The organism is Microbacterium sp. VKM Ac-2923 (assembly GCF_022815605.1).
In the GTDB taxonomy this organism is placed as follows: Bacteria; Actinomycetota; Actinomycetes; order Actinomycetales; family Microbacteriaceae; genus Microbacterium.
Window position 1 is genome coordinate 124981 of record NZ_JALGRP010000005.1, and the last position, 21141, is coordinate 146121.

A 21141-nucleotide genomic window follows, 5' to 3' on the forward strand; every position below is an offset into this window, starting at 1 on the left:
CGGAGCGGATGCCGTGCCCTTCGGCGTGGTCGGCCGCGATGTCTCCGCCGCCCCGCGACGTCGTCGCGTCGGCCACCCGGAACCGCCGACTCAGGGCCCACTCGCGGTCACCGGTTCGGTGGTGACCGCCGCGCCCGACGGCATCCGCGCCGAGCCCGTGACGCGGACGGTGTACGAGTGCCCCGGCTGCACGTCGGTGAACACGGTCGATGAGCGCGTGGCGGAGACGGTGACCGGGTACTCCTGCCCGGTGGAGCGGTCGGTCACGGTCAGCGCGAATGCCGTGAAGACCCCGATCCGGTTCGTCGTCCACGCCACGGCGAGACCGGCGGGATCCGCGGTGGCCGTCACCGAGGCGATACGCGGAATCCCCGGGATGGCGGCGACGAGGTCAGGGGTACTGGGCGGAAGGTCCGCGATGTGTCCGGTCGCCGCGGCCGTTGTGAGCTCCTGCTGTACCTCGGTCGTCGTCCAGGTCGGGTGCAGTTGGAGCAGCCGTGCGGCGAGCCCCGCCACGTGCGGGGACGCCATCGAGGTGCCGCTGATCGTGTTGGTCGTGGAGCCGATCCACGTCGAGGTGATGTCGGAGCCCGGGGCGAGGATGTCGACGCACGAGCCCCAGTTGCTGTACCACGCGAGGGCGCGTGACTCATCGAAAGCACCCACCGTGAGGGGCGCCGCCGCGCTCGCCGGTGACACGTTGCACGCGTCCTGCGCCTCGTTGCCTGCGGCGACGACGACGACGAATCCCTCATCGGCGAGACCGTCGGCGAAGTCGTCGACCTGACCGATCTTCGGGCTCCCGAGGCTCATGTTCACCACCGACTGGGCGGGATCGTTGTTCTGGTAGATCCACAGCAACCCGTAGAGGAGATCGATGATCGACCCCGTGCGGCCGCAGCCGAGCACGCGGACCGGCACGATCCGCACGTCTTTCGCGACGCCGTAGGTCGCCGAGCCGACCGTGCCCGCGGCGTGGGTGCCGTGACCGTTGCAGTCCTCGGTGCCGCGGCCGTCGCCCACCTCGTCATGACCGGCGGCCGCGTCGACACGGCCGCCGAAATCGGGGTGGTCGGACTGCACACCGCTGTCGACGATGAACGCCGTGACCCCGACGCCGGTGGAGTCGTACAGGTACGCGCCGTCGACGACGGCCCCGGAGTCGTCGACGGCGTCCAGGCCCCACGACGGGACCGGTGTCTGCGCCTCGTCGGCGTGGACGACCTCGTTCGGGGTGACCGTCACCTCGGGCAGGGCGTCGCGCACGGTGCCCACGTCGACCGCGGCGACGGCCGCGAACGCCCGATCGCCGAACGTCCGGGGACTGACGACGTCGATGCCCGGGATCGACGTCAGCCGGTCGAGCTGGTCGACCGGCACGGAGACGAGGTCGTACGACAGCTTGATCTGCAGGCGCTCCTCATCGGTGGCATCCGCGGGGATGCCGAGGGGCGCCGACCAGGCCGCGGACGTCGCCGAGCGGGGTGTGGCGGACGCGGTCGGCGCGGCTGCAGGCCGTTCCGCGCCCGCTGGGGCGGTGATCGCGGTGCGCGCGACGTCGCCGGCGGGCCAGAGTACGGCCGTCACGCCCGTCGCGACGAGCAGCGCGGCGACGAGGCCGAGCGCCCACCGGCGCCGCCGGCCGGAAGGACGGGGACGATGCGACACGGGCTCTCCTTCTCGTTCGTTCAGCACGACGCCACCGCCGCGCTGAGGGGCACCACGACGCGCGTGTCGCCGCGCATCGCCGGCGACGCCGCTCCGACGGCGCGGACGTCGGAGGCGACGAGGCCCACTCCGTCTTGATGGATGGTCGTCCCCACGCGGAACAGGTCAGCTCCCAGCGGCGTCGCCCCTGACGGAACGACGCGGGCCGCCCGCACGGTGTTGCCGGACACCATGAACAGGGCGGCATCCCCGGTCGTCGTGGTGAGCGGCAGCAACCGCTCGCCGGCGTAGTACGGATTGGGGGTGAGCGCGCCCCAGGATGCGATCCCGGATGCCACGGCACCCGCGCCGAATGCGGTGGTCCCGTCCCAGCTGACGCGATGGATCGCGCCGGCGGCGAAGAACAGGTCGTCGGCGATGGGCGTCGCGCCGGCCGGTGGCCCCCCGGGGGAGCCGAACTCGAACGCCGTCCGGGTGTCGCCGTCGGGGAGGCGCAGCAGCCGCGGCGAGCCGTCCGTCGCGCGATAGGGAAGGTACAGCCGCCCCGTCGAGTCGGCGTCGTGGTCGATGAGCTGTCCGCAGAGGTCGACGTCGGAGGCGACGATGCCGGCACCACGATGAAGAGTGGAACCGGAGAGGAACAGGTCGCCCGCGATCGGCGTCGCCTGCGACGGGATGCCGGCGACGGCGCTCACCGCATTCGATGCGGTGTCGAAGACCGACGCGCTGCCGTCGTCGAGGCGCAGCGGGAGAAGAAAGGCCGTCGCGTCGTCCGCCGACGGGGCAAGCGCACCGAAGGCAGCGATTCCCGTGGCGACGACGCCCGCGCCCGCGCGATGCAGCACGCCCGCCGACAGGAAGAGATCGAGGGCCACCGGCGTCGCGCCGACCGGAATGGCGGGGGCGTCCGACAACCCGCGAGGGGATGCGAGGATCCGGGCGTCGAACGACGCGAGCGTCGCCGTGCCCCCCGTCGCACCCGTTGCAGTGGCGGCGATGCTGCCGGTCGCGCCGCCGCCGGGCACGTGGATCGTGCCGCAAGCCGCCCGGCCGTCGCCGTCGGTCACGACCGAGCGGGTGACGAAGCCACCGTCGAAGACGTAGCCCCCCGCGAGCTGCAGCACCACCCCGGCCCCGGCGACGGCATCGGCACCGTCGGCGAGCCGCACCTCGGCGTCGGTGATCACGCCGCACGCGACACCGGCGTACGACGTCGACGAGAACGTCAGCGCCGGGCCCGAGACCGCCGCCGCGGGCGATGCGGAGACGAGGACGATCGCCGGGACCGCCCAGGCTGAGGCGTGCAGGACGGCTCGGCGGTCGAGAACGGGAACGCCCGCAGCCCCGGGACCACCCGCAGGCCCGGGTACGGCCGTCGGCCCGGGGCCGCCCGCTGCTGGTGCGGCGGTCGGGACGGACGCGACATCGGGCGGGGCGGAGGACCGTCGCGGTGGATCTGGGAGGTGGGACACGAGCGTCCGTCCTTTCCGTGCCGGGCGCGCCGGGTGCGCGGCGGGGCAGTCGACGTGTCGCGAGCCTGTCGTACGGGCCGACCGCACCCGCGAGCGCGGGGACGGCGGTCCTCGGGGTGAGGGACGGGCGGGGTCTCATCCCGGACGCCGCCCGCCCCGGTCGCGCGCGCACCGCCTGACCTCCGCGGACGACCCGCCGCGGTGACGCGCGAGCCGCCCGACCTCAGCCGGCGGGGAGCCGCCCGACCGATTCACCTGCATGGTCACCCGCCGACGTGGTCGGGTGACCGAATCGTGGGCACACGGCCCCCGCCGGTAGACTCCTCTCAGTGACCCGTACCCGCGCCGAAGCCGCCTACCTGCGCTCGGTCACGGCGTTCAAGAACCCCACGCTCGACCTGCTGCACGGGCGTTTCGCGCCCTTCGTCGTGGCCGTGCTGTCGGTGGTGTTCTCACCCGATCGTCCCGCCGTCGCTGTCGCCGACGCGCACGTCGAGGTCGCCGAGGCGGTCGAAGAGCTGCGCGCGGCCGGGATCGACACCGACGCAGACAGGCGCATCCCCGCGGGCTCGGCGCGCGACATCTGCCGCGGATGGGTGCGCGTGGGCTGGCTGAGCCTGCAGATCGAGGACGACGCCGAGGTGTACCGCCTCTCGGCGCACGCGGTCGGCGCTCTCGAGATCGCCGGGCGTGCCGGCGGCGGGCGCGCCCGCGTCTCCCGCTCCCGGGTGCGAACCCTGCTGGACGCCGTCGAGCGCCTGGCCCGCGACGCCGAGAGCGACCCCGCGCGTCGGCGCGCGGCGTTGATCGAGGAGCGCGCGGCGCTGGATGCCGAGATCGCCGCGCTCGAGGACGGCATCGTCGAACCCCTCGACGACGACCACCTGCTGGAGGAGGCCGAGAACGTCATCCACCTCGCCCGCGAGCTCCCCGCCGACTTCTCCCGCGTCGCGGAGTCGATCGCGGCGATGCAGCGCGACGTGGTCGCCGAGCTCCGCCGCGACGTGCGCCCCACCGGCGACGTGCTGCGCGAGTACCTCGAACGCGGCCGCCACGTGATGCAGGCGACCCCCGAGGGCCGGGCGTTCCAGGGAGCTCTCCGCCTGATCGGCGACCCCGAGAACATCGACGACCTCACCGACCAGCTGCACGCCGTGCTCACCCAGCCGTTCTCGCGGCTCATGACCGCCGAGCAGCGAGCGGAACTGGACGCCATCGCCCGCCGCGTCGAGGCGGGTGTGCAAGAGGTGCTCACCACGCAGCGACGAGCCTCGCACGTCATCACCGCGCAGGTGCGCACCCACGATCCGATCCGCGATCGGCAGGTCGACGACCTGCTGCGCGGGGTCATGGCGGGGCTCCACCGCTGGAGTCAGACCCGCGCGCCGGGACGCGTGGACCCCGTGCGCACGCTGCCGCTGGCCGATATCGGGCACCTCCGACAATCGCTCAGCGACCTGCGTCCGCCCGGGGCGCCCGAGCCGCTGGCATCCGGAGAGGCCGACGCCGAGTTCGTCGATGCCGACACGCGCGCGTGGGGCGGGCCGCACTACGCCGAGCTCGAGGCGTACGTCGCGACCCTCGGCGAGGGCTTCGACCTCGCGACCGCTTTCTCGCGCGCCTCCGCCGACACCCGCCGTCCGGTCGACCTCGTCGGCCTGCTGGAGATCGTGCATCGCCGTGGACTCATCGAGACCGACGACGTCTCGATCGTCGAGGCCGTACGCCCCGACGGCACCACCCGGCGCTTCGCCTTCGGCGCGGTCGCCGCCGGAAACCCCAACGAAAGGGATGCCGATGACTGACGTGGACACGTTCGCGCCCGCCGCCGCGATTTCGGCCACGGGCGCCGACACGGCCGCGGGCGACGGAAATGCGTCTCGCGCGCGTCCCGACGACGCCGAAACCCCCGCGTTCATCGCCCCGGTCGCGATGGAGAACGACCCCGACGCGCTCTTCGCGGGCGATCGCGGCATCCTGGATGCCGACGTGCGGCGGGTGCTCGTGCGGATCCTGCAGCGCCGGTTCTTGCTGGCGGAGTCCTCGCCGGCGGAATGGAAGCTGCTGCTCGAGCACCAGCAGATGATCGAATCGCGCCTGAACGATCTGTTCGTGCGGCTCGTGGTCGATCACTCCCGGGGCGTGGCCTACAAGGAGCAGGTGCGGAGCGACGAGGTCGACGTGCCGATCCTGCTGAAGGACGAGGCGTACTCGCGCGCCGAGACGCTGGTGCTGGTGTACCTGCGCACGGTGTTCCAGCGCGAGACGACCGCGGGCACGGCATCCGCCCGCGTCGACGTCGAGGAGGTCGAGCAGACCGTGCTGACCTACTTCGCCGAGACCGACGGCACGCGCGCGAGCCAGCAGCGGGCCGTCCGCACGGCGATCGCGCGCCTGGACCGCGAGGGCATCATCGAGGAGGAGTCCGAGGGGCGCTATCGCATCGGACCGCTGATCGAGATCGTGCTGAGCGCCGAGACGCTGCGCGAGCTCCAGACATGGCTCGAGGAGCAGACGCGGGATGCCGCGACGCCGGGTCCGCACGGGCCCGGCGCGTCGGCATCCGCGGTGTCGGCTGGTGACCCCGAGATGCCGGCATCCGGGGTCTCCGACCAGCCCACGGGGTCCGACGCGACTTCTCAGGGAGGTCTTCTTTCATGACCATGCTCGACACCCTCTTCGGACTCATCCCCGCCGCCTCTCGCGGTCAGCAGTGGGTCGTCGAAGATCTGCAGTTGATCAACTGGGGCGGCTACGACGGCACGCATCGGGTGCGCTTCGCGCCCACCGCGACGCTCCTGTGCGGCGGGTCGGGGTCGGGGAAGTCGACCCTGATGGACGCGTACGTCGCGCTGATGATGCCGCACACGACGCCCTTCAACGGCGCCTCGAACGGCGCGGTCGTCGGGCGCCCGCGCGGGCAGGAACAGCGCAACATCCTGTCGTACGGTCGCGGCAAGCTCGACGAGTCGCGCACCGACGAGGGCACGAAGGTGCGGGTGCTGCGCGGCGACGGCGTCGACACCTGGACCGCCATCGCCATGACCTGGGCGGACCACGACGGCGCGCGGTTCACGGCCGTGCGGGCGTGGTACATCCCGGCGGCGGCGCGGACCCTCGACGACGCCGTGAAGGTACGCGCCACCGTGCACGGCCCGTTCGACCTGCGCGATCTCGACCGGGCGGCGCAGAGCCACCTCTCCGACTCCGCGGTGCGGGCGACGGGCCTGGACACCCTCGCGACCGACCGCGAGTTCTCGGCGCGGCTGCACGCGGTGCTCGGGATCGGTGCAGCGGGCGCGGGGGCGAAGGCCATGAGCCTGCTCGCGCGCATCCAGGCGGGCCAGCAGATCACCACGGTCGACGATCTCTACAAGCGCATGGTGCTCGAGGAGCCCGAGACGCTCGCGGTCGCCGACGCCGTCGTGTCGCACTTCGACGGCCTCGAGGGCACGCGCACGCGCATGCTCGAGGCGCGCCAGCAGGTGCGGGCGCTTCAGCCGATCCGCGCGATGAAGACGCGCATCGACGAGGCGGCCGAGCGCCTGCGCCTCATCGACGCGCTCGGGCGCTTCAGCGATCCGGAGTCGCGCGCGTCGCTGTGGCGCGCGCAGCGCCGCGTCGACCTGCTCGGCGACGTCGAGGCGGAGCTGCGCGACCGCACTCACGCCACCGACGCGCTCGTGCGCGAACGTCAGGCCCTCGCCGACGCGGCCGAGGCGGAGCGCGAGGGACTCGGCGACGTGCTGCGCGCGGCCGGTGGTGACCGGCTCGACGCCGCCCAGCGCGAGCTGCGGGGCCTCGAGCGACGACGGGCGGGCATGCAGCGCGACCGCGAGCGGTTCGAGGCGGCGCTCGCGGTGCTGTCGGTCGAGGTGTCGTCGGCCGACCGGTTCGCCGCCCTCGCCGACGAGGCACGACGCGCCCTCGCGGACGCGGATGCCAAGACCGCCGTCCGCGACGCGTTCGTCGCCGCCAGCAGCACCCACACGGAGCTGCGGCGCGGCCTCTCGTCCCTGGAGGCCGAGCATCGCCGGACGCAGACCCGCGACGACAACATCCCACAGCGCTTGCACGAGGCCCGCGAGGCTCTGGCCGAGGCCGCGGGTCTCACTGCGGCCGACCTCCCCTTCGTGGCCGAGCTCGTGGACGTCCGCACCGAGTACGAGCCGTGGCGTGGGGCGTTCACGCTGGCCCTCGGCGGGTTCGCGACGACGGTGCTGGTGGATGCCGCTCATCTGGCATCCTTCCGATCCGCGATCGACGGCGTGCGGGTGAGCGAGCGACTGCGGTTCGAGGGCGTGACGACCGGGCTGCCCCAACGCACCGGCCTCGACCCCGCGACCCTCCCGGGGCGCCTGGAGTACCGCCGCTCCCCCTTCACCGGCTGGCTGCAGGACCGCCTCGAGCAGCAGTTCGCGTTCGTCTGCGTCGACGGCACCTCGGAGCTGTCGGCGCACCGCCTGTCGCTGACGATCTCGGGGCAGACCTCCCAGGGGTCGCGGGGGGCGCACGGCGGGTCGGTCCGCCAGAGCGTGCTCGGTTTCTCGTCGCGGGTGCGCCTGACCGAACTCGGCGAGCAGATCGTCACGGTGCGACGTGATCTCGCGGCCGCCGCGGCCGCGGTCGAGACGGCGGCGGCCGCTCTCGACGCGTTCGACGAACGACGCACCGCCCACGAGAAGATCGCCGACCTCACGTGGGACCAGGTCGACACGGCATCCGTCCACCGCGATCTCGAACGCTGGACCGAGACCATCGCCGAGATCACCGCGGGCAATCCTCGGATCGCCGAGCTGCAGGAGCAGATCTCGGGGACGCGGTCCCGAGCCGCGCGATTGCGCGAGGAAATCGGCGGGGCGAAGACCGAGCAGCAGGCGCTCGCTGCACGGTGGGCCGGGATCACCGACGACGTGGATGCCGCGCAGATGCTGCTCGATCGCGCGGAAGACACGGGAGTCGCCCTCTCGCCCGAGGAAGCCGCGTATCTCGACGGCATGTTCGTCACGCCCTCCGGTGACGACGCCACCCCCTCGCAGCGGCTCGCCCGCTTCGACGCGGCGCTGGAGACCGCATCGAGACGGCTGCTCGAGGAGCAGCGGTCGGCGCAGGAGACCTGGGGAGACCAGCGCGAGAGCCTGCGACGCACGCTCATCGCCTTCACCGACCGCTGGCCGAGCCCGAACCTGCTGGCCGAGCCCGACGAGTCGCTCGGCGATTTCGAGCGGATCCTCGCCGACCTCGAGGCGAGCGGCCTCCACGAGCTCGAGGCGGAGTGGCGCGACAGCCTGCTGCGGCTGTCGGGCAACGACCTGACCAACCTCGACTCGGCGCTCACGCGCGCACTGCGCGAGATGCGCGAGCGCATCGCGCCGATCAACGACATCATGCAGGACCTGCCCTTCTACGACGACGAGCACCGCCTGCAGATCGTGCCTCGCGAGAGTCAGTCGGAGGTGCGGCGCCGGTTCCGCCGCGAGCTCCGCGACGTGCGGGCGGCGATCGACGCGGCGTCGTCGGAGGCGGAGCGCGAGGCCGTGTACGGGCGGATGGCCCGGCTCATCGGGAGGATCCGGCCCACGGCTCCCGACTTCGCCGATCTGGTCGATGTGCGCAACCACGTGCGGGTCAGCGCCGAGCGCTTCCGCGCCGACACCGGCGAGCACGTCGCGCTCTACGACCACATCGGCGAGAAGTCGGGAGGCGAGTCGCAGGAGCTCATCGCGTTCATCGTCGGCGCGGCGCTGCGGTACCAGCTCGGGGATGCCGGGGCCGAGCGGCCGCGGTACGCGCCGGTGTTCCTCGACGAGGCGCTCATCAAAGCCGACGCGCACTTCACCAAACGGGCGATCGGCGCGTGGCGCGGGTTGGGGTTCCAGCTCGTCATCGGTGCGCCGAACGACAAGTACAGCGCGATCGAGCCGCACGTGGATGTCGAGTACGACATCCTCAAGGACACGCGCGGGCGGTCGTGGGCGAAGGCGAAGGTGGGGGTGGCGGGCTGACTCGGAACACCCGGGGTTCGTCTGGCGACAGTCGCGGCGGAGGGTCGCGGGCGGACGCGTAGGCGCCGGGGTGTGGGTACGGCCTGTGAGTACGGCCTGTGAGTACGGCCTGTGAGTACGGCATGTGAGTACGGCATGTGAGTACGGCATGTGAGTACGGCATGTGAGTACGGCATGTGAGTACGGCCGCGGTCGTGAGCCGAGGAAAGCTACGACGGGTCGTCCCCGTCGCTAGAACGGCGGCGGGTCCTCGGCGATCTGTGCGCCCAGCGGTGACGTCCAGCGAAGGTCGCCGGTGTCGGGGTCGCGGGAGGGATGCCAGCGGGATTCGTGGCGGAGGCGGTGATGATGTCGACACTCCGGCGCGAGGTTGTCGTCATCCGTTCTCCCGCCGTCGATCCACGCCGAAAGATGGTCGAGGTCGTAATCTCGGGCGGACCGTCCGCATCCGGGGAACGTGCACGTCGGTGAGGTGACGCCGAGCCAGCGACGGAGGGCAGTCGGCACACGGTACGTCGTGCGGTCGAGCGCGAGCGGAACGTCGGTGAGCGGATGGGTGAGGACGCGGACCCAGGAGGTCGCCTCGCCCGCGAGCCGTCGCGCGGTGTCGAGGTCGATCGGGCCATAGCCGTCGAGGACAGCGGGCTCCGCGCCCGCGCCGAGCAGGGTGAGGGCGGGCACGGTGATCACGACCGCCGCGCGACGCGTCGACGCCGGAGTCGCCGGGATGGGTGAAGCACCGGCGCCCGAGGCGCGTGCCGGCGAACCACCGGCCACTGAACCACAGCTCGACATACCGCCGGCTTCTGGACCACCGGTCGCCGCACCCCCGCCGGCTGAACTACCGGCCGACGCTCCGCCGGCCACCGAAACGCACGTCTCCGGCCCGCCAGCCGCCCGACCTCCGCCCGCCGAAGTACACGTCGCCGAACCCCCGGACACCGGACCCCCGGTCACCGAACCCCCGGTCACAGAGGCATGCGACTCCGAAGCAGACGTCGCCGCCGACGCGGGCGGCGTGGTCAAGAAATCGGCAAACACATCAGCTCGTAGCTGCGCGAGCGTCCGCTCCTCGTCGGGCGCGACGCGCAGGTGACGGGCGGCCCGGTCGACGCGTGCCATCGCGGCGCTGGCCCGATCTGCGGGCAGAAGGGCAGAAAGCGTCGCCATGCCGTCGAGTTCGGCCGTGAGCCACACGCCACGATCACGCGTCGCCCGTTGATGCCGAGCTTCGAGCGACTCGCTGTGCACGCGTTCGCGCAGGGAGCGAGCGGCGACGGCGAAGCGGGCCGGAGGGAGCCGGAGCGCACGATCGAGCGCGCCCTCGTCGAAGGCTCGCCAGGATTCGTGCTCCTCGAACGGAGAATCGGCGGACGGCACGGCCTCGGTGGAACCCGCGGGGCCGCCCGCAACGAGGTCGTCAGGGGCCGACGGGTCCTCGCCAGAGCCGAACCCCGACTCATCCGATGACGCGATCGACGCCGCCGTCGTGGAGGCGTCGGCTTCCGGCAGCGACGTCGCCAACCGCGCGGAGTCGACCGCGTGACGCTCGGAGATGCGCCCCTCCGCGAACGCCGCCCAGACGTCGGGGCAGCGCGTCTGCAGCACGTCGGCGTGGGCGGCTCGGATGCGCACGGTCTGCTCCGACAGCAGCAGCCGCGTCGCGATTTCAGCGACCGCGGCGCGCTCCGCCATGTCGCGACGGTCGCGACGAACCGCGGCGGTCGTTCGGCCGCGCGAGTCGGTCCACGCCATGTCGAGCGTCGGATCGGAGCCGACCCACGGCACGGGGTCTGTCGCGGACTGCTCGAGAACCAGACGGATCAGCCGGTACTCCTCGGCGGTCGCGCGTTGGCGTGCGCGAGCCTGGTGCTCCAGCTCTCGCAGCAGCGCCTCGGGACCGGCCTCCGCGGGAACGGGCTCGCCAGGGCTCGGCGCGGCATTCTCGGAACGGGTCTGCGTCAGAGGGCTGCCGTTCTCCGGAGGCGCGGGATCCACCAACGCCCACGGCTCATCCCCGATGGCGCCAGCGCCGCGCACGTCCGGATCGATCAGACCGACCTCGACCGCCCACGCCGTCTCGGCGTCGGCTCGCAACTCGTCGTCGCTCGGCCACGGCACACCCCACGCCGTGCACACCGGCTGCGCCCGGTGGCTCGGAGGTGCGGTGGGGTCCATGATTCAACGCTAGCGAGGGGGTCCGACATCGGCTCGAGCCCGTGCCCGGCCCACAGGCGACGCGCGTCCCGCCCCCTCAAGCGCCCCGGCTCCGACACGCGCCCGCACGACGCGCGCCCGCGGCCGAAACTGCCCCGGCGCGGACACATGCCCGCACGACGCGCGCCCTGCGGCCGCAAGCACCTCGGCGCCGACACCTGCCGAGCACGACGCGCGCCATGCCCGCGGCCGCCCCAACGCCGACACCTGCCGAGCACGACGCACGTCACACCGCCACCAGCGCCCCGGCATCTCGCACCGATCCCGCGGGCGCACCCACCACCTCGCCCACCCTCCGCTCCCCCGACCCGGGCTGCGCGGAAACCCGCATCGCAACCGTGCGCACGAGTCCCACCACGCGTCCCGTCACGGGCGCGGCGCCGGGGTCGAGCGCACGACGGACGGCATCCAGAATTCCCGCCAGTCGCTCGTCATGGCAGCGCGCGTCTTCCGCACCGATCCATGCGAGCATCTCGGCAATGGTCCAATCGAGGGTGAGTGGACCGAAGAACAGGGATTCGGCGGCAGTGGAGTGTGTCATCGCACCAGAATCAAGGGCTATGACCCTCGTCGACAGAGCCACTTCCGCCCTGGTGGACCATCGCACGGCCACCGTGTCTGCGGAACGCCTCGCCGAGCGTCTGGGCAGATGGGCCAGCGCCGACACCACGCTCGCGGCCGGCCTCGCCGACGGCATCGCGCGCCTCGTCCGTGAGGGCGAACTGCGCGGCGGCGATCGCCTGCCCTCGGAACGCACCCTCGCCGCCACCGTCGCCGTCTCGCGCGGAACGGTCGTCAGCGCGTACGCACGACTGTACGACGACGGCATCCTGGATCGACGCCAGGGAAGCGGAACACGCATCGCCGGCACCGCCCCGACCGCCGCACGCCATGTCGCCGGGCGGGGAGAGGCGTTGTACGCCACCCTCCCCTCCAGCATCGACCTGCTGCGGGCCGTGCCCGCGATCTCTCCGTTGGCCGTCGACATCGTGCAGCGCCACCGTCCCGTGCTCAACGCCCACACCGTCGAGGCCGACCCCGCCGGTCTCGCGGACCTCCGTGCGGCCATCGCCGCCGCGATGGCGGCCGACGGCACCCCGACGACCTCGGCCCAGATCCTCGTCACGCACGGCGCGCAACAGGCGCTCAGCCTGCTCGTCGACGAACTCGTCTCCCCCGGCGACACGGTGCTCACCGAAGAGGTGGCCTGGCCCGGACTCACGGATGCCGTACGTCGGCGCGGCGGCCTCGTGCACGGCATCCGCCTCACCCCGTCCGGCATCGATGTCGGGGCACTCGAGGCGGCGATCGTGGTGCGAAGGCCCGTCATGATCGCCCTGAACCCGCACAACCACAACCCGACCGGCGTGCAGACGAGTCCTCCGGTGCGTCAGCGCATCGCGGAGCTGTCCGCCGAGTACGGGGTCACGGTGGTAGAGGATCGCGTGCTCGCCCACGCGTCGTTCGACGGGGTCACCCCGCCCTCGCTCGCCGCCCTCCGACCCGACGCGCCGATCGTCGTCGTCGAGTCGCTGTCGAAGTGGGCGTGGGAGGGTCTGCGGGTCGGCTGGTTGCGCGCGGACCCGGTGCTCGTCCGCCGGCTGCGCGGCTTGCGTCAGAGCAGCGACCTGTCGACCAGCGTGCCCGCGCAACTGCTCGCGCTCGACCTCCTCGCCGAAGCACCGGCACTCCGGCGAGATCTCGCCACGGTGCATCGCGAGGCGGCCGTCGCCGCGGGGAGGCTGCTCTCGGCGCACCTGCCCGACTGGGAATGGCGACCGCCGCGCGGCGGCCTGTGCCTCTGGGCGCGCCTTCCCTCTGGCTCAGCGGGCGCGTTCGCGCGACACGCGGCGGGCTTCGGTGTGTCGGTCGCGGGCTCCGCGCAGTTCGCCTCCGATATGGATGCCGATGACCACATCCGGATCCCGGTCACCCCGCCTCCGCAGGTGCTCGAGGCCGGGGTGGAGCGACTGGGCCGGGCGTGGGCGGGATACGTGAGACAGGACTGACACCGCTATTATGAAGCGGTGACTTCAGATCTTCCGGAGCGCCGCGTCATCCCCACCTCCGACATGCTCGCCGCCCTCGCGGTGCCCTCTCGCCTGGCGATCCTGTCGCACCTGCTGTCGGTCGGGCCGCAGACGGCCACCCAGTGCGCCGAGATCGTCGGGCTCACGGCATCCAATTGCTCCTGGCACCTGCGGGAACTCGCTCGACTCGGGCTCGTCGAACGGGCGGATGCCGACACGGGCGACGCCCGCAAGCGTCCGTGGCAGGCGACGATCACCGGGATCGACCTCGACGCCGGCGGTGGTCCCGGCGACGACCTCGCGCGAACCGCGGTGCGCTCGGCCTGGTTCGCCGACACCGACGCGCGCTTCGACGACTACCTCCGACACGAAAAGGCACTGCCCGCCGCCTGGCGCGACGCGGCCGTCATCAACGACTACGCCGTTCTCGTCACCGCCGACGAGCTGGCCGAGATCGGCGCCCGCATCGACGAGATCGTCCGCCCCTACATCCGCGCGACGCGAGCGGAGACCCCGACGGGCAGCGCGGTCGCGTCGGTCTCGGTGCGCGGCGTCGTCGATCCGCGGTTCGTGGAGGGTGCGCCATGACCGGCGGCACCGAGCGTCATCCCGATCTGGTCAGTCCACGGTTCGACGAGGGTGCGCCATGAGCGGCGGCACCTGGCGTCCGCGCGATCTCTTCGGTCCACGGTTCGCGACGCGCGCCACGAGCGGCCGCGCCCGGCGTCAGCACCATCCCGTCAGTCCACCATTTGACGAGGATGCGCCATGAGCGGCGGCACCTGGCGCTATCCCGGTGTTCTCCGCCTGATCTCGGGCGGAGCCATCGCCGAGTCAGCCGATTGGATGCTGCTCGTCGCGCTCCCGCTCTTCGTGCTGGGCGTCACGGGCTCCCCGCTCATCACCTCCATCGTGTTCGTGCTGCAGGCGGTGCTGTCGGTCGCGGCCGCGCCCCTCGCGGGCCTGCTGATCGATCGCGCCGACCCGTGGCACCTCATGGGCGGCACGGCCGCGCTGCAGGTGGTCACGGTGCTCCCGCTCGTCTTCGTCGACCCTGCCGCCGACCTGTGGATCGTCTACCTCGTCGCCATCGTGCAGTCGATTCTCGGTGCGATCATCGAGCCGGCGCGTCCGAGCGTGGCGGCCTCCCTCGTGCCCCCCGCGCACGTCGCACCGGTGAACCAACTCCTGGGCGTCGGGTCGGGCCTCGCCCGCCTCGTCGGCGCACCCGTCGGCGGGCTGGTCCTCGGGCTCGGCGGTGTCGACGCGGTGGTCGTGGCGACCGCCGCAGCCTACGCCGTGGCATCCGTCGTGCTTTTCATCCGGGTGAAGAAGCGACCGGATGCCGCGGTATCCCCGCCCACCGACATCCCGGTGCCGCGCACGATCGAGGTGGACGCGGCCGGCGCCCCGCCGCGGCTCACCTTCTTCGCCGAGCTGGGATCGGGTGTCGCCATCGTCACCGCCGACCGGGTTCTTCGGCGGCTGATGGTGGTCGCGATGCTGATGTCGCTCGCGCAGGGCCTCTTCACGATCCTCTTCGTGCTGTTCGTGCAGCGCGCGCTCGGCGGCGGCGACACCGAGGTGGGCATCCTCCGCGGCATCCAGGCGGTCGGGGCCTTGATCGCGGGGGTCGGGCTGCTGGGCGTGATCGGCCGGGTCGCACCGTGGCGGCTGGCCGCGGCATCCATTCTCGGGTTCGGGGTGCTGACGCTCGTGATCTGGAACCTCCCCGCCGTGACGACGTGGTTCCCGGTGTACGTCGCCCTGTTCGCCCTCGTGGGGGCTCCCGGCCTGCTGGCGATGACCGCCATGCTCACGATCGTCGACCGGGAGACGCCCGCGACCCACCGCGGTCGGGTGACGAGTCTGCTCTTCGCGGCCCTGACGGCGCTCCAGGCGGTGGGGACCCTGCTCGGCGGGTTCGTCGGGTCGGGGCCGGCATTCGAGATCTCCCTGCAGGTGCAGGGGGCGCTGTACCTGGCCGCGGGGCTCCTCGCGCTGACCATGGTGCGCCGCAGATCCGTGTGACCCCTCGGGAATGTCCGACCCCCTCTCTACGCTGAGGTGAGGGGCGCGGCGAAAGGCGGACGCATGCAGGGACTCGAGATCACGGTTCTGTTAGGCCTCGCCATGCTCGTGGGGACGGTGCTGGCGCCGCGTCTGCGTGTCGCGACGCCGCTGGTGCTGCTCGTCATCGGCCTCGCACTCGGATTCGTCCCGGAGCTCCGGCAGATCGAGTTGCCGCCCGAAACCGTGCTGCTGCTGTTCCTGCCCGTCATGCTTTTCCGTGAGGCGTGGACCACGTCTCTGCGATCCGTGCGCCGGTCACTGCGCTACATCATCCCGATGAGCACGCTGCTCGTCGTGGCATCCGCCTTCGCCGTGGCGGGGGTCGCCACGTGGATGGGCGTGCCCTGGGAGGCCGCGCTCGTTCTGGGCGCCGCGGTCGCCCCGCCCGATGCCACCGCGGTCGCCGCGCTCGGTCGTCTGCTGCCCGCCAAACTGTTCATGAAGCTCAAGGCCGAGAGCCTCACGAACGACGGCACGGCCCTCGTGCTGTACGCCATCGCCGTCGCTCTTCTGCTCGGCGATCAGATCACGCCTCTGCAGATCACGGGCATGGTGCTGCTGTCGTACCTCGGCGGCGCCGCGGCGGGGATCGCCGTGGCCGTGCTCGCCTTCTTCGCGCTTCGCCGCATGCAGTCCACGCTCACCATCAACCTCACGCTGGTGCTCGTGCCGTTCGTGGCGTTCCTCATCGCCGAGCTCATCGAGGCGTCGGGCGTGCTCGCCGTCGTCTTCGCCGGACTCATCGTCGCGTGGGTGTCGCCGCGCATCACGACGGCCATCTCGCGACGGGCTGCGGATGCCACCTGGCCCTTCGGTGTCTACCTGCTCAACGGCGCACTCTTCGTCCTCATCGGGCTCGAGGTCCAGCTCGTCCTGCACGAGATCTCGTCGTCCGAGATCGGCATCCTCCTGCTCATCACCGTGGCCGCGTGGGTCGCGCTGTTCGTCGTGCGCTATCTCTTCCAATGGATGTTCTCGCCCTTCTCGCGCCCACCCGCGGCGTCGACGCGTTCGCTCCGTCACCGTTCTCGAGTGGTGAGCACGGTGGCCGGCTTCCGCGGGGCCGTCTCGCTCGCGATCGCCCTCTCGGTGCCGACCGTCACCGCCGCGGGCGAACCCGTGCAGGGCAGGGATGCCGTCGTCTTCGTCACCGCGGGGGTCATCGTGCTGACCCTGCTGGTGCAGGGTCCCTTGCTGCCGGCTGTGATCCGCTGGGCGAAACTGCCGACCGACGACGCGGCCGTCGAGGAGTACGAGCTGGCCGAGCGGGCCATCTCGGGCGCCGCGCTCGCGGCCCTCGACGAGCTCGCCATCGAGCACGGTGTGAGCGACCGGGTGCGCGACCGCGCGCGGCGCGAGGGATACGAGCGTCTTGAACTGGCGAATGCGCGGGCCATCGCTCGTCAGCGCGCGTCCGAAGAGCGCGACCTCGCCGAGCTCGATGCGTCGCTCGACGGCGGCGCGCCGTCGGCGATGGGCCCGATACCGCCGGGCGACGGCGAGCGCGCAACCTCCCCGCGCGCGGTCTCGCGCCCCACGTCCGACGCAGACGCGACGAGTCAGACCGTCACCGAACCGGACGGCGGTGAGAGCCGACTCCTATCGGGACCGCTCGAGATGATCGCCGTCAGCGACGACATCGACATCACCCAGCGCTCTCCCCTGCTGCGACACAAAGAGGCGCAACGGTTGCGGTTGGCGATCCTCGACCGCAAGCGTGAGGTGCTGTTGCGCCTGCGGCGGGAGGGCACCATCGACGACCTTGTCGCACGCAGGATCCTCGCCGGCCTCGACCTCGAGGAGATCCGCGCCCGCGGCGCCGACAAGACGGTGGAGTAAGCGCGACGCGTCGACCCGCGGCCGTGGCGCCGACACGATGGTGGAGAAAATGCGGCGCGTCGACCCGGGCCCAGGGCGCCGACAAGACGGTGGAGTGACGGCGGCGCGCCGACCCGCGCCCACGGCGCCGACACGACGTCAGAGAGAAAGCGTTCGTCGGCAGAGCCCCTCGCGGGGAGCGCGCGACGTCTGTCGGCAGCGCTCCGCACCCGCTCCGGCGTCAGACGCGTGAATGCGCCGACGCGCGCTGCACCTGGTCCGCCGTAGGAATCACGCCCGTGTAGCGCGCAAACTGGCCCGCCGCCTGCAGGGCGATCACCTCGGCTCCCGTGATCACGCCCTTCCCCGCGTCGCGGGCGGCGCGGATGAGCGGTGTCTCCGCCGGGAACGCCACGACGTCGAACACCGTCTCGGCCGCGGCGATGTGCGCGGGCGAGAACGCCAGGGCATCGGCATCCGGTCCCTGCATCCCGATCGGCGTCACGTTGACGAGGATGCGGGCGCCCGGTTCGGAATCCCGGTCCACCCATCGAGCGCCGTAGGCGTCGGCGAGCGCGGGACCCGCCTCGGGATTGCGGGCCACCACCGTGATGTTGGTGAATCCCGCACCGTGGAACGCGGCGACGACGGCCTTGGCCATGCCGCCCGATCCGCGCACGACGACGGATGCCGCGGGCTCGAGGCGGTGGCTCTCGATGAGGCTGGCGATGGCTTCGTAGTCGGTGTTCGAGGCGGTGAGCACTCCGTCATCGTTGACGATGGTGTTGATCGAGCCGATCGCCGCGGCCGACGGCTCGATGCGATCGACGAGCGGGATCACGGCCTCTTTGAACGGCATCGACACGGAGCACCCTCGGATGCCGAGGGCCCGCACTCCCCCGATCGCCGCCGCGATGTCGGTGGTCGTGAACGCCTTGTAGACGAAGTCGATCCCGAGCTCGGCGTAGAGGAAGTTGTGGAACCGGGTGCCGATGTTCGACGGCCGGCCCGACAGGGAGATGCAGAGGGTGGTGTCTTTGCTGAGCTCGGGCATGGGTCTCGTCTCGTCGCGCGGGCGGGTCTCTCATGCTACGGCGGGTGCGCGGTCCACACGGATGCCGTGGCACCCGCACAGGGCACGACGAGGCGCCGGAGCCTCGCGGCATCCGCTCACGTCCCAGACCCCACGTCCGCGACCCGCACGACGAAGCGCCGCAGCCTCTTCGGCATCCGCTCACGTCCCAGACCCCGGTTCCGCAAACCGCACGACGAAGGGCCGGAGCCTCGCGGCATCCGACCCTGTCGTGGGGAACCTCACGAGGAGGTTCGGGCGACTACGCCCCGCCGTTGATGACCGACAGGTACGACCCGAAGGGACGCTCGGTCTGCATGGCGGTGAAGTCGTCGGCGATGCCCTCGTGGGGCGTGTTCTCGTTCTGCATGTACCGAGTGTCGCGGACGCACCGCTGGGGAAGTCGGCGCTTGACACGCGCCTAATATCTCGCCTAGCTAACTACCTGAGCCTCGAGGCCCTCGATCCGTTGCTCGAGGTAAGCGATGTACTCCGCCATGTAGGACAGTTTCGCCTCGAGCCGGTCCAGACGGGGGCTGATATGCCCCTGGTTGAAGCTGAAGGGCACCTTGAGGGGGTTGTCCGAATCGATCTTCGCGATCACGGCGCGCAGTCGGTTCACATCTCCGGGCACGTTCGTCATGATCGTCAGCGTACGCGTGCGGCTCACTCGGTTGCAGGTGTTGACGGAGCCATCATGATGATCCCCGCTCCCAGCAGGGCGACCGCCGAACCGATGTAGTCCCACATCGTGGGCCGGAACCCGTCCACGACGATTCCCCACGCGAGCGACCCCGCCACGAACACGCCCCCGTAGGCGGCGAGCACGCGCCCGAAGTGTGCGTCGGGCTGCAGAGCCGCGATGAAACCGTAGGCACCGAGGGCGAGAATGCCGAGCAGCGCCAGCCACCACCCGCGATTCTCGCGGACCGCCTGCCAGATGAGCCACGCGCCGCCGATCTCGGCGATGGCGGCGAGCGCGAACAGGATGACGATGCGGGCCGTGGTCATCCCGTCATTATCCGGCGGCCAGGCCTCACAGTCCCTCAGCTCGGCGCGGCTGCCGGCGTCACCGCCCGGGCGGCACGGCTGCCGGCTTCACTGCCCGAGCGACGCGGCTACCGGCATCACCGCCCGGGCGGCACGGCTGCCGGCGTCACCGCCCGGGCGGCACGGCTGACCACGCGAGCCCGTCGCACTCGATCGGAGGTTCGCTCGCTGGACGCGGTCGGCGACGTTGCCGCGGTGAGTCCCTGGTAGCCGCGTTACGCGAGAACGCACGGCACATGACGCTTGAGGAACATTCGGCGCCGGCCGACGCTCCCTTGGCTAGGTTTCGGATCGGAGGTGCACATGACCCGACCCCGAACGGTGACGCACACCTACACGCTGCAAAGCGGCTGGCAGAAGTCGTCCGAAGGCCCGTTGACCGCCGAGCTCGCTGAAGCGCTGCGCAGCAGGGGCGTGTCGATGGTGCGCGCACGGCGCGGACTGTTCGACGTGCGCGAGGTCTCGCTGCTGAACGACACGCCTGTGCGATGAAGCGGAGTGCGGAACCGCCGCCCGCAACCCGGCGGCAATCCTGCCCGCGCTCTGCCAGGCTCACCAGGTGAAGTCGTTCCGGTGCCGCGTGTGCGGCAATGACCTGTATTTCGAGAACTCCGTCTGCCTCTCCTGCGGCACGGGCCTGGGTTTCTCGCGCGAAGAGGCCGACATCGTGCCGGTCGACGGGTTCGGTCGGTACGTGGATGCCGCGGGGCTCATCTGGCACGTCTGCCGCAACCTGAACCTGTCGGGGTGCACCTGGCTCTCGCGTTTCGAGGGCGGTCAGTGCTCGGCGTGCGAGCTGACCCGCATCCGTCCGAACGATGCGGACGCGAAGGGACTCGCGCAGTATCCGGTCGCCGAACGTGCGAAGCGGTGGATGCTGATGGACCTCGATCGTCTCGGCTTCACCGTGATCGGCAAGGCCGAGGACCCGGAGCGCGGCCTGTGCTTCGACCTGCTGTCCAGCGTGGCCCAGAACGTCACGATCGGCCACGACGACGGGGTGATCACCATCGACCTCGCCGAGAGCGATGACGCCTACCGCGTGCGCGTGCAGGAGCAGCTCGGCGAGCCGTACCGCACCATGCTCGGCCACTTCCGCCATGAGGTGGGCCACTACATGGAGTGGCGCCTCGTCGAGGGCACCGACCGCCTGAGCGAGGCGCGCCGACTCTTCGGCGACGAGAGGGCCGACTACCAGGCCGAGATCGACCGCCACTACTCCCAGGGCCCGCCGGACAACTGGTGGGAGCGCTACATCTCCACCTACGCCACCATGCACCCCTACGAGGACTTCGCCGAGACCTGGGCGCACTTCCTCCACATGACCGACACGATCGAGACCGCGCACATCTACGGGCTCGCCCCGACATCCGGCATCCACGATTCCTCCTCATTCCGCGCGTTCGTCACCGACACGTGGATGCCGCTGTCTACAGCCCTCAACATGGTCAACCGGTCGATGGGCAAGGCCGATCTCTACCCCTTCGTCATCCCCGACCCGGTGCTCGACAAGCTCGACTTCATCGCGTCGCTGCGGCCGGGGAGCTGACGGCGGGGGTTGGGCTCGGGGGTTGAGGCTCGGGGGTTGAGGCTCGAGGGCTGAGGCTCCGGGGCTCGGGATTCGGGGGCTGAGGCTTCGGGGCGGGGCTCTGGGCTCTGGGCTCTGGGCTCTGGGCTCGGGGCTCGGGGCTCCGGGCTTCGGGGCTCGGGGCTCCGGGCTTCGGGGCTCGGGGCTC

The 21141-nt window shown here is 71.7% G+C and carries 16 protein-coding genes; 9 read left to right on the forward strand and 7 right to left on the reverse strand.

Translation table 11 applies throughout. The annotated features are described in order from the left end of the window. Positions 1-90: 90 nt before the first annotated feature. Both MT347_RS10220 and MT347_RS10225 read right to left on the reverse strand, forming a co-directional pair. Complete coding sequence (locus MT347_RS10220) at positions 91-1668, reverse strand: S8 family serine peptidase (RefSeq protein ID WP_243500757.1); 1578 nt, start codon at positions 1666-1668, stop codon at positions 91-93. Between the two features lie 20 nt (positions 1669-1688). After that, the gene (locus tag MT347_RS10225; RefSeq protein ID WP_243500759.1) at positions 1689-3140 is read right to left on the reverse strand and encodes a hypothetical protein; all 1452 of its coding nucleotides are present in this window, start codon (positions 3138-3140) and stop codon (positions 1689-1691) included. Positions 3141-3469: 329 nt separating this feature from the next. Here MT347_RS10225 and MT347_RS10230 point away from each other — a divergent pair, with 329 nt between their 5' ends. The 3 genes from MT347_RS10230 to MT347_RS10240 all read left to right on the forward strand — a co-directional run bounded on the left by MT347_RS10230 (position 3470) and on the right by MT347_RS10240 (position 9145). Then, positions 3470-4945 (forward strand): DUF3375 domain-containing protein, encoded by a 1476-nt coding sequence (locus MT347_RS10230; protein WP_243500761.1) that lies wholly within the window; start codon positions 3470-3472, stop codon positions 4943-4945. Positions 4946-5072: 127 nt separating this feature from the next. After that, a complete protein-coding gene (locus MT347_RS10235) occupies positions 5073-5801 on the forward strand; it encodes a DUF4194 domain-containing protein (RefSeq protein WP_243501119.1) in 729 nt (242 codons plus the stop codon). Next, positions 5798-9145, forward strand: a complete 3348-nt coding sequence (locus tag MT347_RS10240; protein ID WP_243500763.1) for an ATP-binding protein — start codon at positions 5798-5800, stop codon at positions 9143-9145. Before MT347_RS10235 ends, MT347_RS10240 begins: the two co-directional genes overlap by 4 nt. 231 nt (positions 9146-9376) lie before the next feature. Here MT347_RS10240 and MT347_RS10245 read toward each other — a convergent pair whose 3' ends face one another. Continuing rightward, complete coding sequence (locus MT347_RS10245) at positions 9377-11323, reverse strand: HNH endonuclease signature motif containing protein (protein WP_243500765.1); 1947 nt, start codon at positions 11321-11323, stop codon at positions 9377-9379. A 265-nt stretch (positions 11324-11588) separates the two neighbouring features. Next, entirely contained in the window at positions 11589-11903 is a 315-nt protein-coding gene (locus MT347_RS10250; RefSeq protein ID WP_243500767.1) for a hypothetical protein, read from the reverse strand. A 19-nt stretch (positions 11904-11922) separates the two neighbouring features. Here MT347_RS10250 and MT347_RS10255 point away from each other — a divergent pair, with 19 nt between their 5' ends. From MT347_RS10255 to MT347_RS10270, 4 genes are all read left to right on the forward strand, one after another. After that, positions 11923-13371, forward strand: coding sequence for a PLP-dependent aminotransferase family protein (locus MT347_RS10255; protein WP_243500769.1), 1449 nt, complete (start codon positions 11923-11925; stop codon positions 13369-13371). 18 nt (positions 13372-13389) lie between these two features. Then, the gene (locus MT347_RS10260; RefSeq protein WP_243500771.1) at positions 13390-13980 is read left to right on the forward strand and encodes a winged helix-turn-helix domain-containing protein; all 591 of its coding nucleotides are present in this window, start codon (positions 13390-13392) and stop codon (positions 13978-13980) included. 180 nt (positions 13981-14160) lie between these two features. Next, positions 14161-15423, forward strand: a complete 1263-nt coding sequence (locus MT347_RS10265; RefSeq protein ID WP_243500773.1) for an MFS transporter — start codon at positions 14161-14163, stop codon at positions 15421-15423. A 63-nt stretch (positions 15424-15486) separates the two neighbouring features. Beyond that, positions 15487-17304 (forward strand): Na+/H+ antiporter, encoded by a 1818-nt coding sequence (locus MT347_RS10270; protein WP_243500775.1) that lies wholly within the window; start codon positions 15487-15489, stop codon positions 17302-17304. Positions 17305-17524: 220 nt separating this feature from the next. On the opposite strand, the gene MT347_RS10275 is transcribed toward MT347_RS10270, so the two are convergent. The 3 genes from MT347_RS10275 to MT347_RS10285 all read right to left on the reverse strand — a co-directional run bounded on the left by MT347_RS10275 (position 17525) and on the right by MT347_RS10285 (position 19366). Continuing rightward, positions 17525-18337, reverse strand: coding sequence for a shikimate 5-dehydrogenase (locus MT347_RS10275; RefSeq protein ID WP_243500777.1), 813 nt, complete (start codon positions 18335-18337; stop codon positions 17525-17527). A gap of 451 nt (positions 18338-18788) precedes the next feature. Further along, positions 18789-19025 carry a hypothetical protein gene (locus tag MT347_RS10280; RefSeq protein WP_243500780.1) on the reverse strand — a complete coding sequence of 79 codons (237 nt, stop codon included), beginning with the start codon at positions 19023-19025 and terminating at the stop codon, positions 18789-18791. After that, the gene (locus MT347_RS10285) at positions 19022-19366 is read right to left on the reverse strand and encodes a YnfA family protein (RefSeq protein WP_243500782.1); all 345 of its coding nucleotides are present in this window, start codon (positions 19364-19366) and stop codon (positions 19022-19024) included. Before MT347_RS10285 ends, MT347_RS10280 begins: the two co-directional genes overlap by 4 nt. Positions 19367-19708: 342 nt before the next feature. On the opposite strand from MT347_RS10285, the gene MT347_RS10290 reads away from it, so the two are divergent. Together MT347_RS10290 and MT347_RS10295 are read left to right on the forward strand one after the other, a co-directional pair. Continuing rightward, positions 19709-19897 carry an alternative tryptophan synthase beta-subunit gene (locus MT347_RS10290; RefSeq protein ID WP_243500784.1) on the forward strand — a complete coding sequence of 63 codons (189 nt, stop codon included), beginning with the start codon at positions 19709-19711 and terminating at the stop codon, positions 19895-19897. 67 nt (positions 19898-19964) lie between these two features. Beyond that, positions 19965-20954 carry a putative zinc-binding metallopeptidase gene (locus tag MT347_RS10295; protein ID WP_243500787.1) on the forward strand — a complete coding sequence of 330 codons (990 nt, stop codon included), beginning with the start codon at positions 19965-19967 and terminating at the stop codon, positions 20952-20954. Positions 20955-21141: the final 187 nt, after the last annotated feature.

Excerpts from the sequence above, each read along its gene's own strand:
- MT347_RS10235 (WP_243501119.1), top strand. The coding sequence starts at position 5,073 with ATGGAGAACGACCCCGACGCGCTCTTCGCGGGCGATCGCGGCATCCTG.
- MT347_RS10240 (WP_243500763.1), top strand. The coding sequence starts at position 5,798 with ATGACCATGCTCGACACCCTCTTCGGACTCATCCCCGCCGCCTCTCGC.
- MT347_RS10245 (WP_243500765.1), bottom strand. The coding sequence starts at position 11,323 with ATGGACCCCACCGCACCTCCGAGCCACCGGGCGCAGCCGGTGTGCACG.
- MT347_RS10250 (WP_243500767.1), bottom strand. The coding sequence starts at position 11,903 with ATGACACACTCCACTGCCGCCGAATCCCTGTTCTTCGGTCCACTCACC.
- MT347_RS10255 (WP_243500769.1), top strand. The coding sequence starts at position 11,923 with ATGACCCTCGTCGACAGAGCCACTTCCGCCCTGGTGGACCATCGCACG.
- MT347_RS10265 (WP_243500773.1), top strand. The coding sequence starts at position 14,161 with ATGAGCGGCGGCACCTGGCGCTATCCCGGTGTTCTCCGCCTGATCTCG.
- MT347_RS10270 (WP_243500775.1), top strand. The coding sequence starts at position 15,487 with ATGCAGGGACTCGAGATCACGGTTCTGTTAGGCCTCGCCATGCTCGTG.
- MT347_RS10275 (WP_243500777.1), bottom strand. The coding sequence starts at position 18,337 with ATGCCCGAGCTCAGCAAAGACACCACCCTCTGCATCTCCCTGTCGGGC.
- MT347_RS10285 (WP_243500782.1), bottom strand. The coding sequence starts at position 19,366 with ATGACCACGGCCCGCATCGTCATCCTGTTCGCGCTCGCCGCCATCGCC.
- MT347_RS10290 (WP_243500784.1), top strand. The coding sequence starts at position 19,709 with ATGACCCGACCCCGAACGGTGACGCACACCTACACGCTGCAAAGCGGC.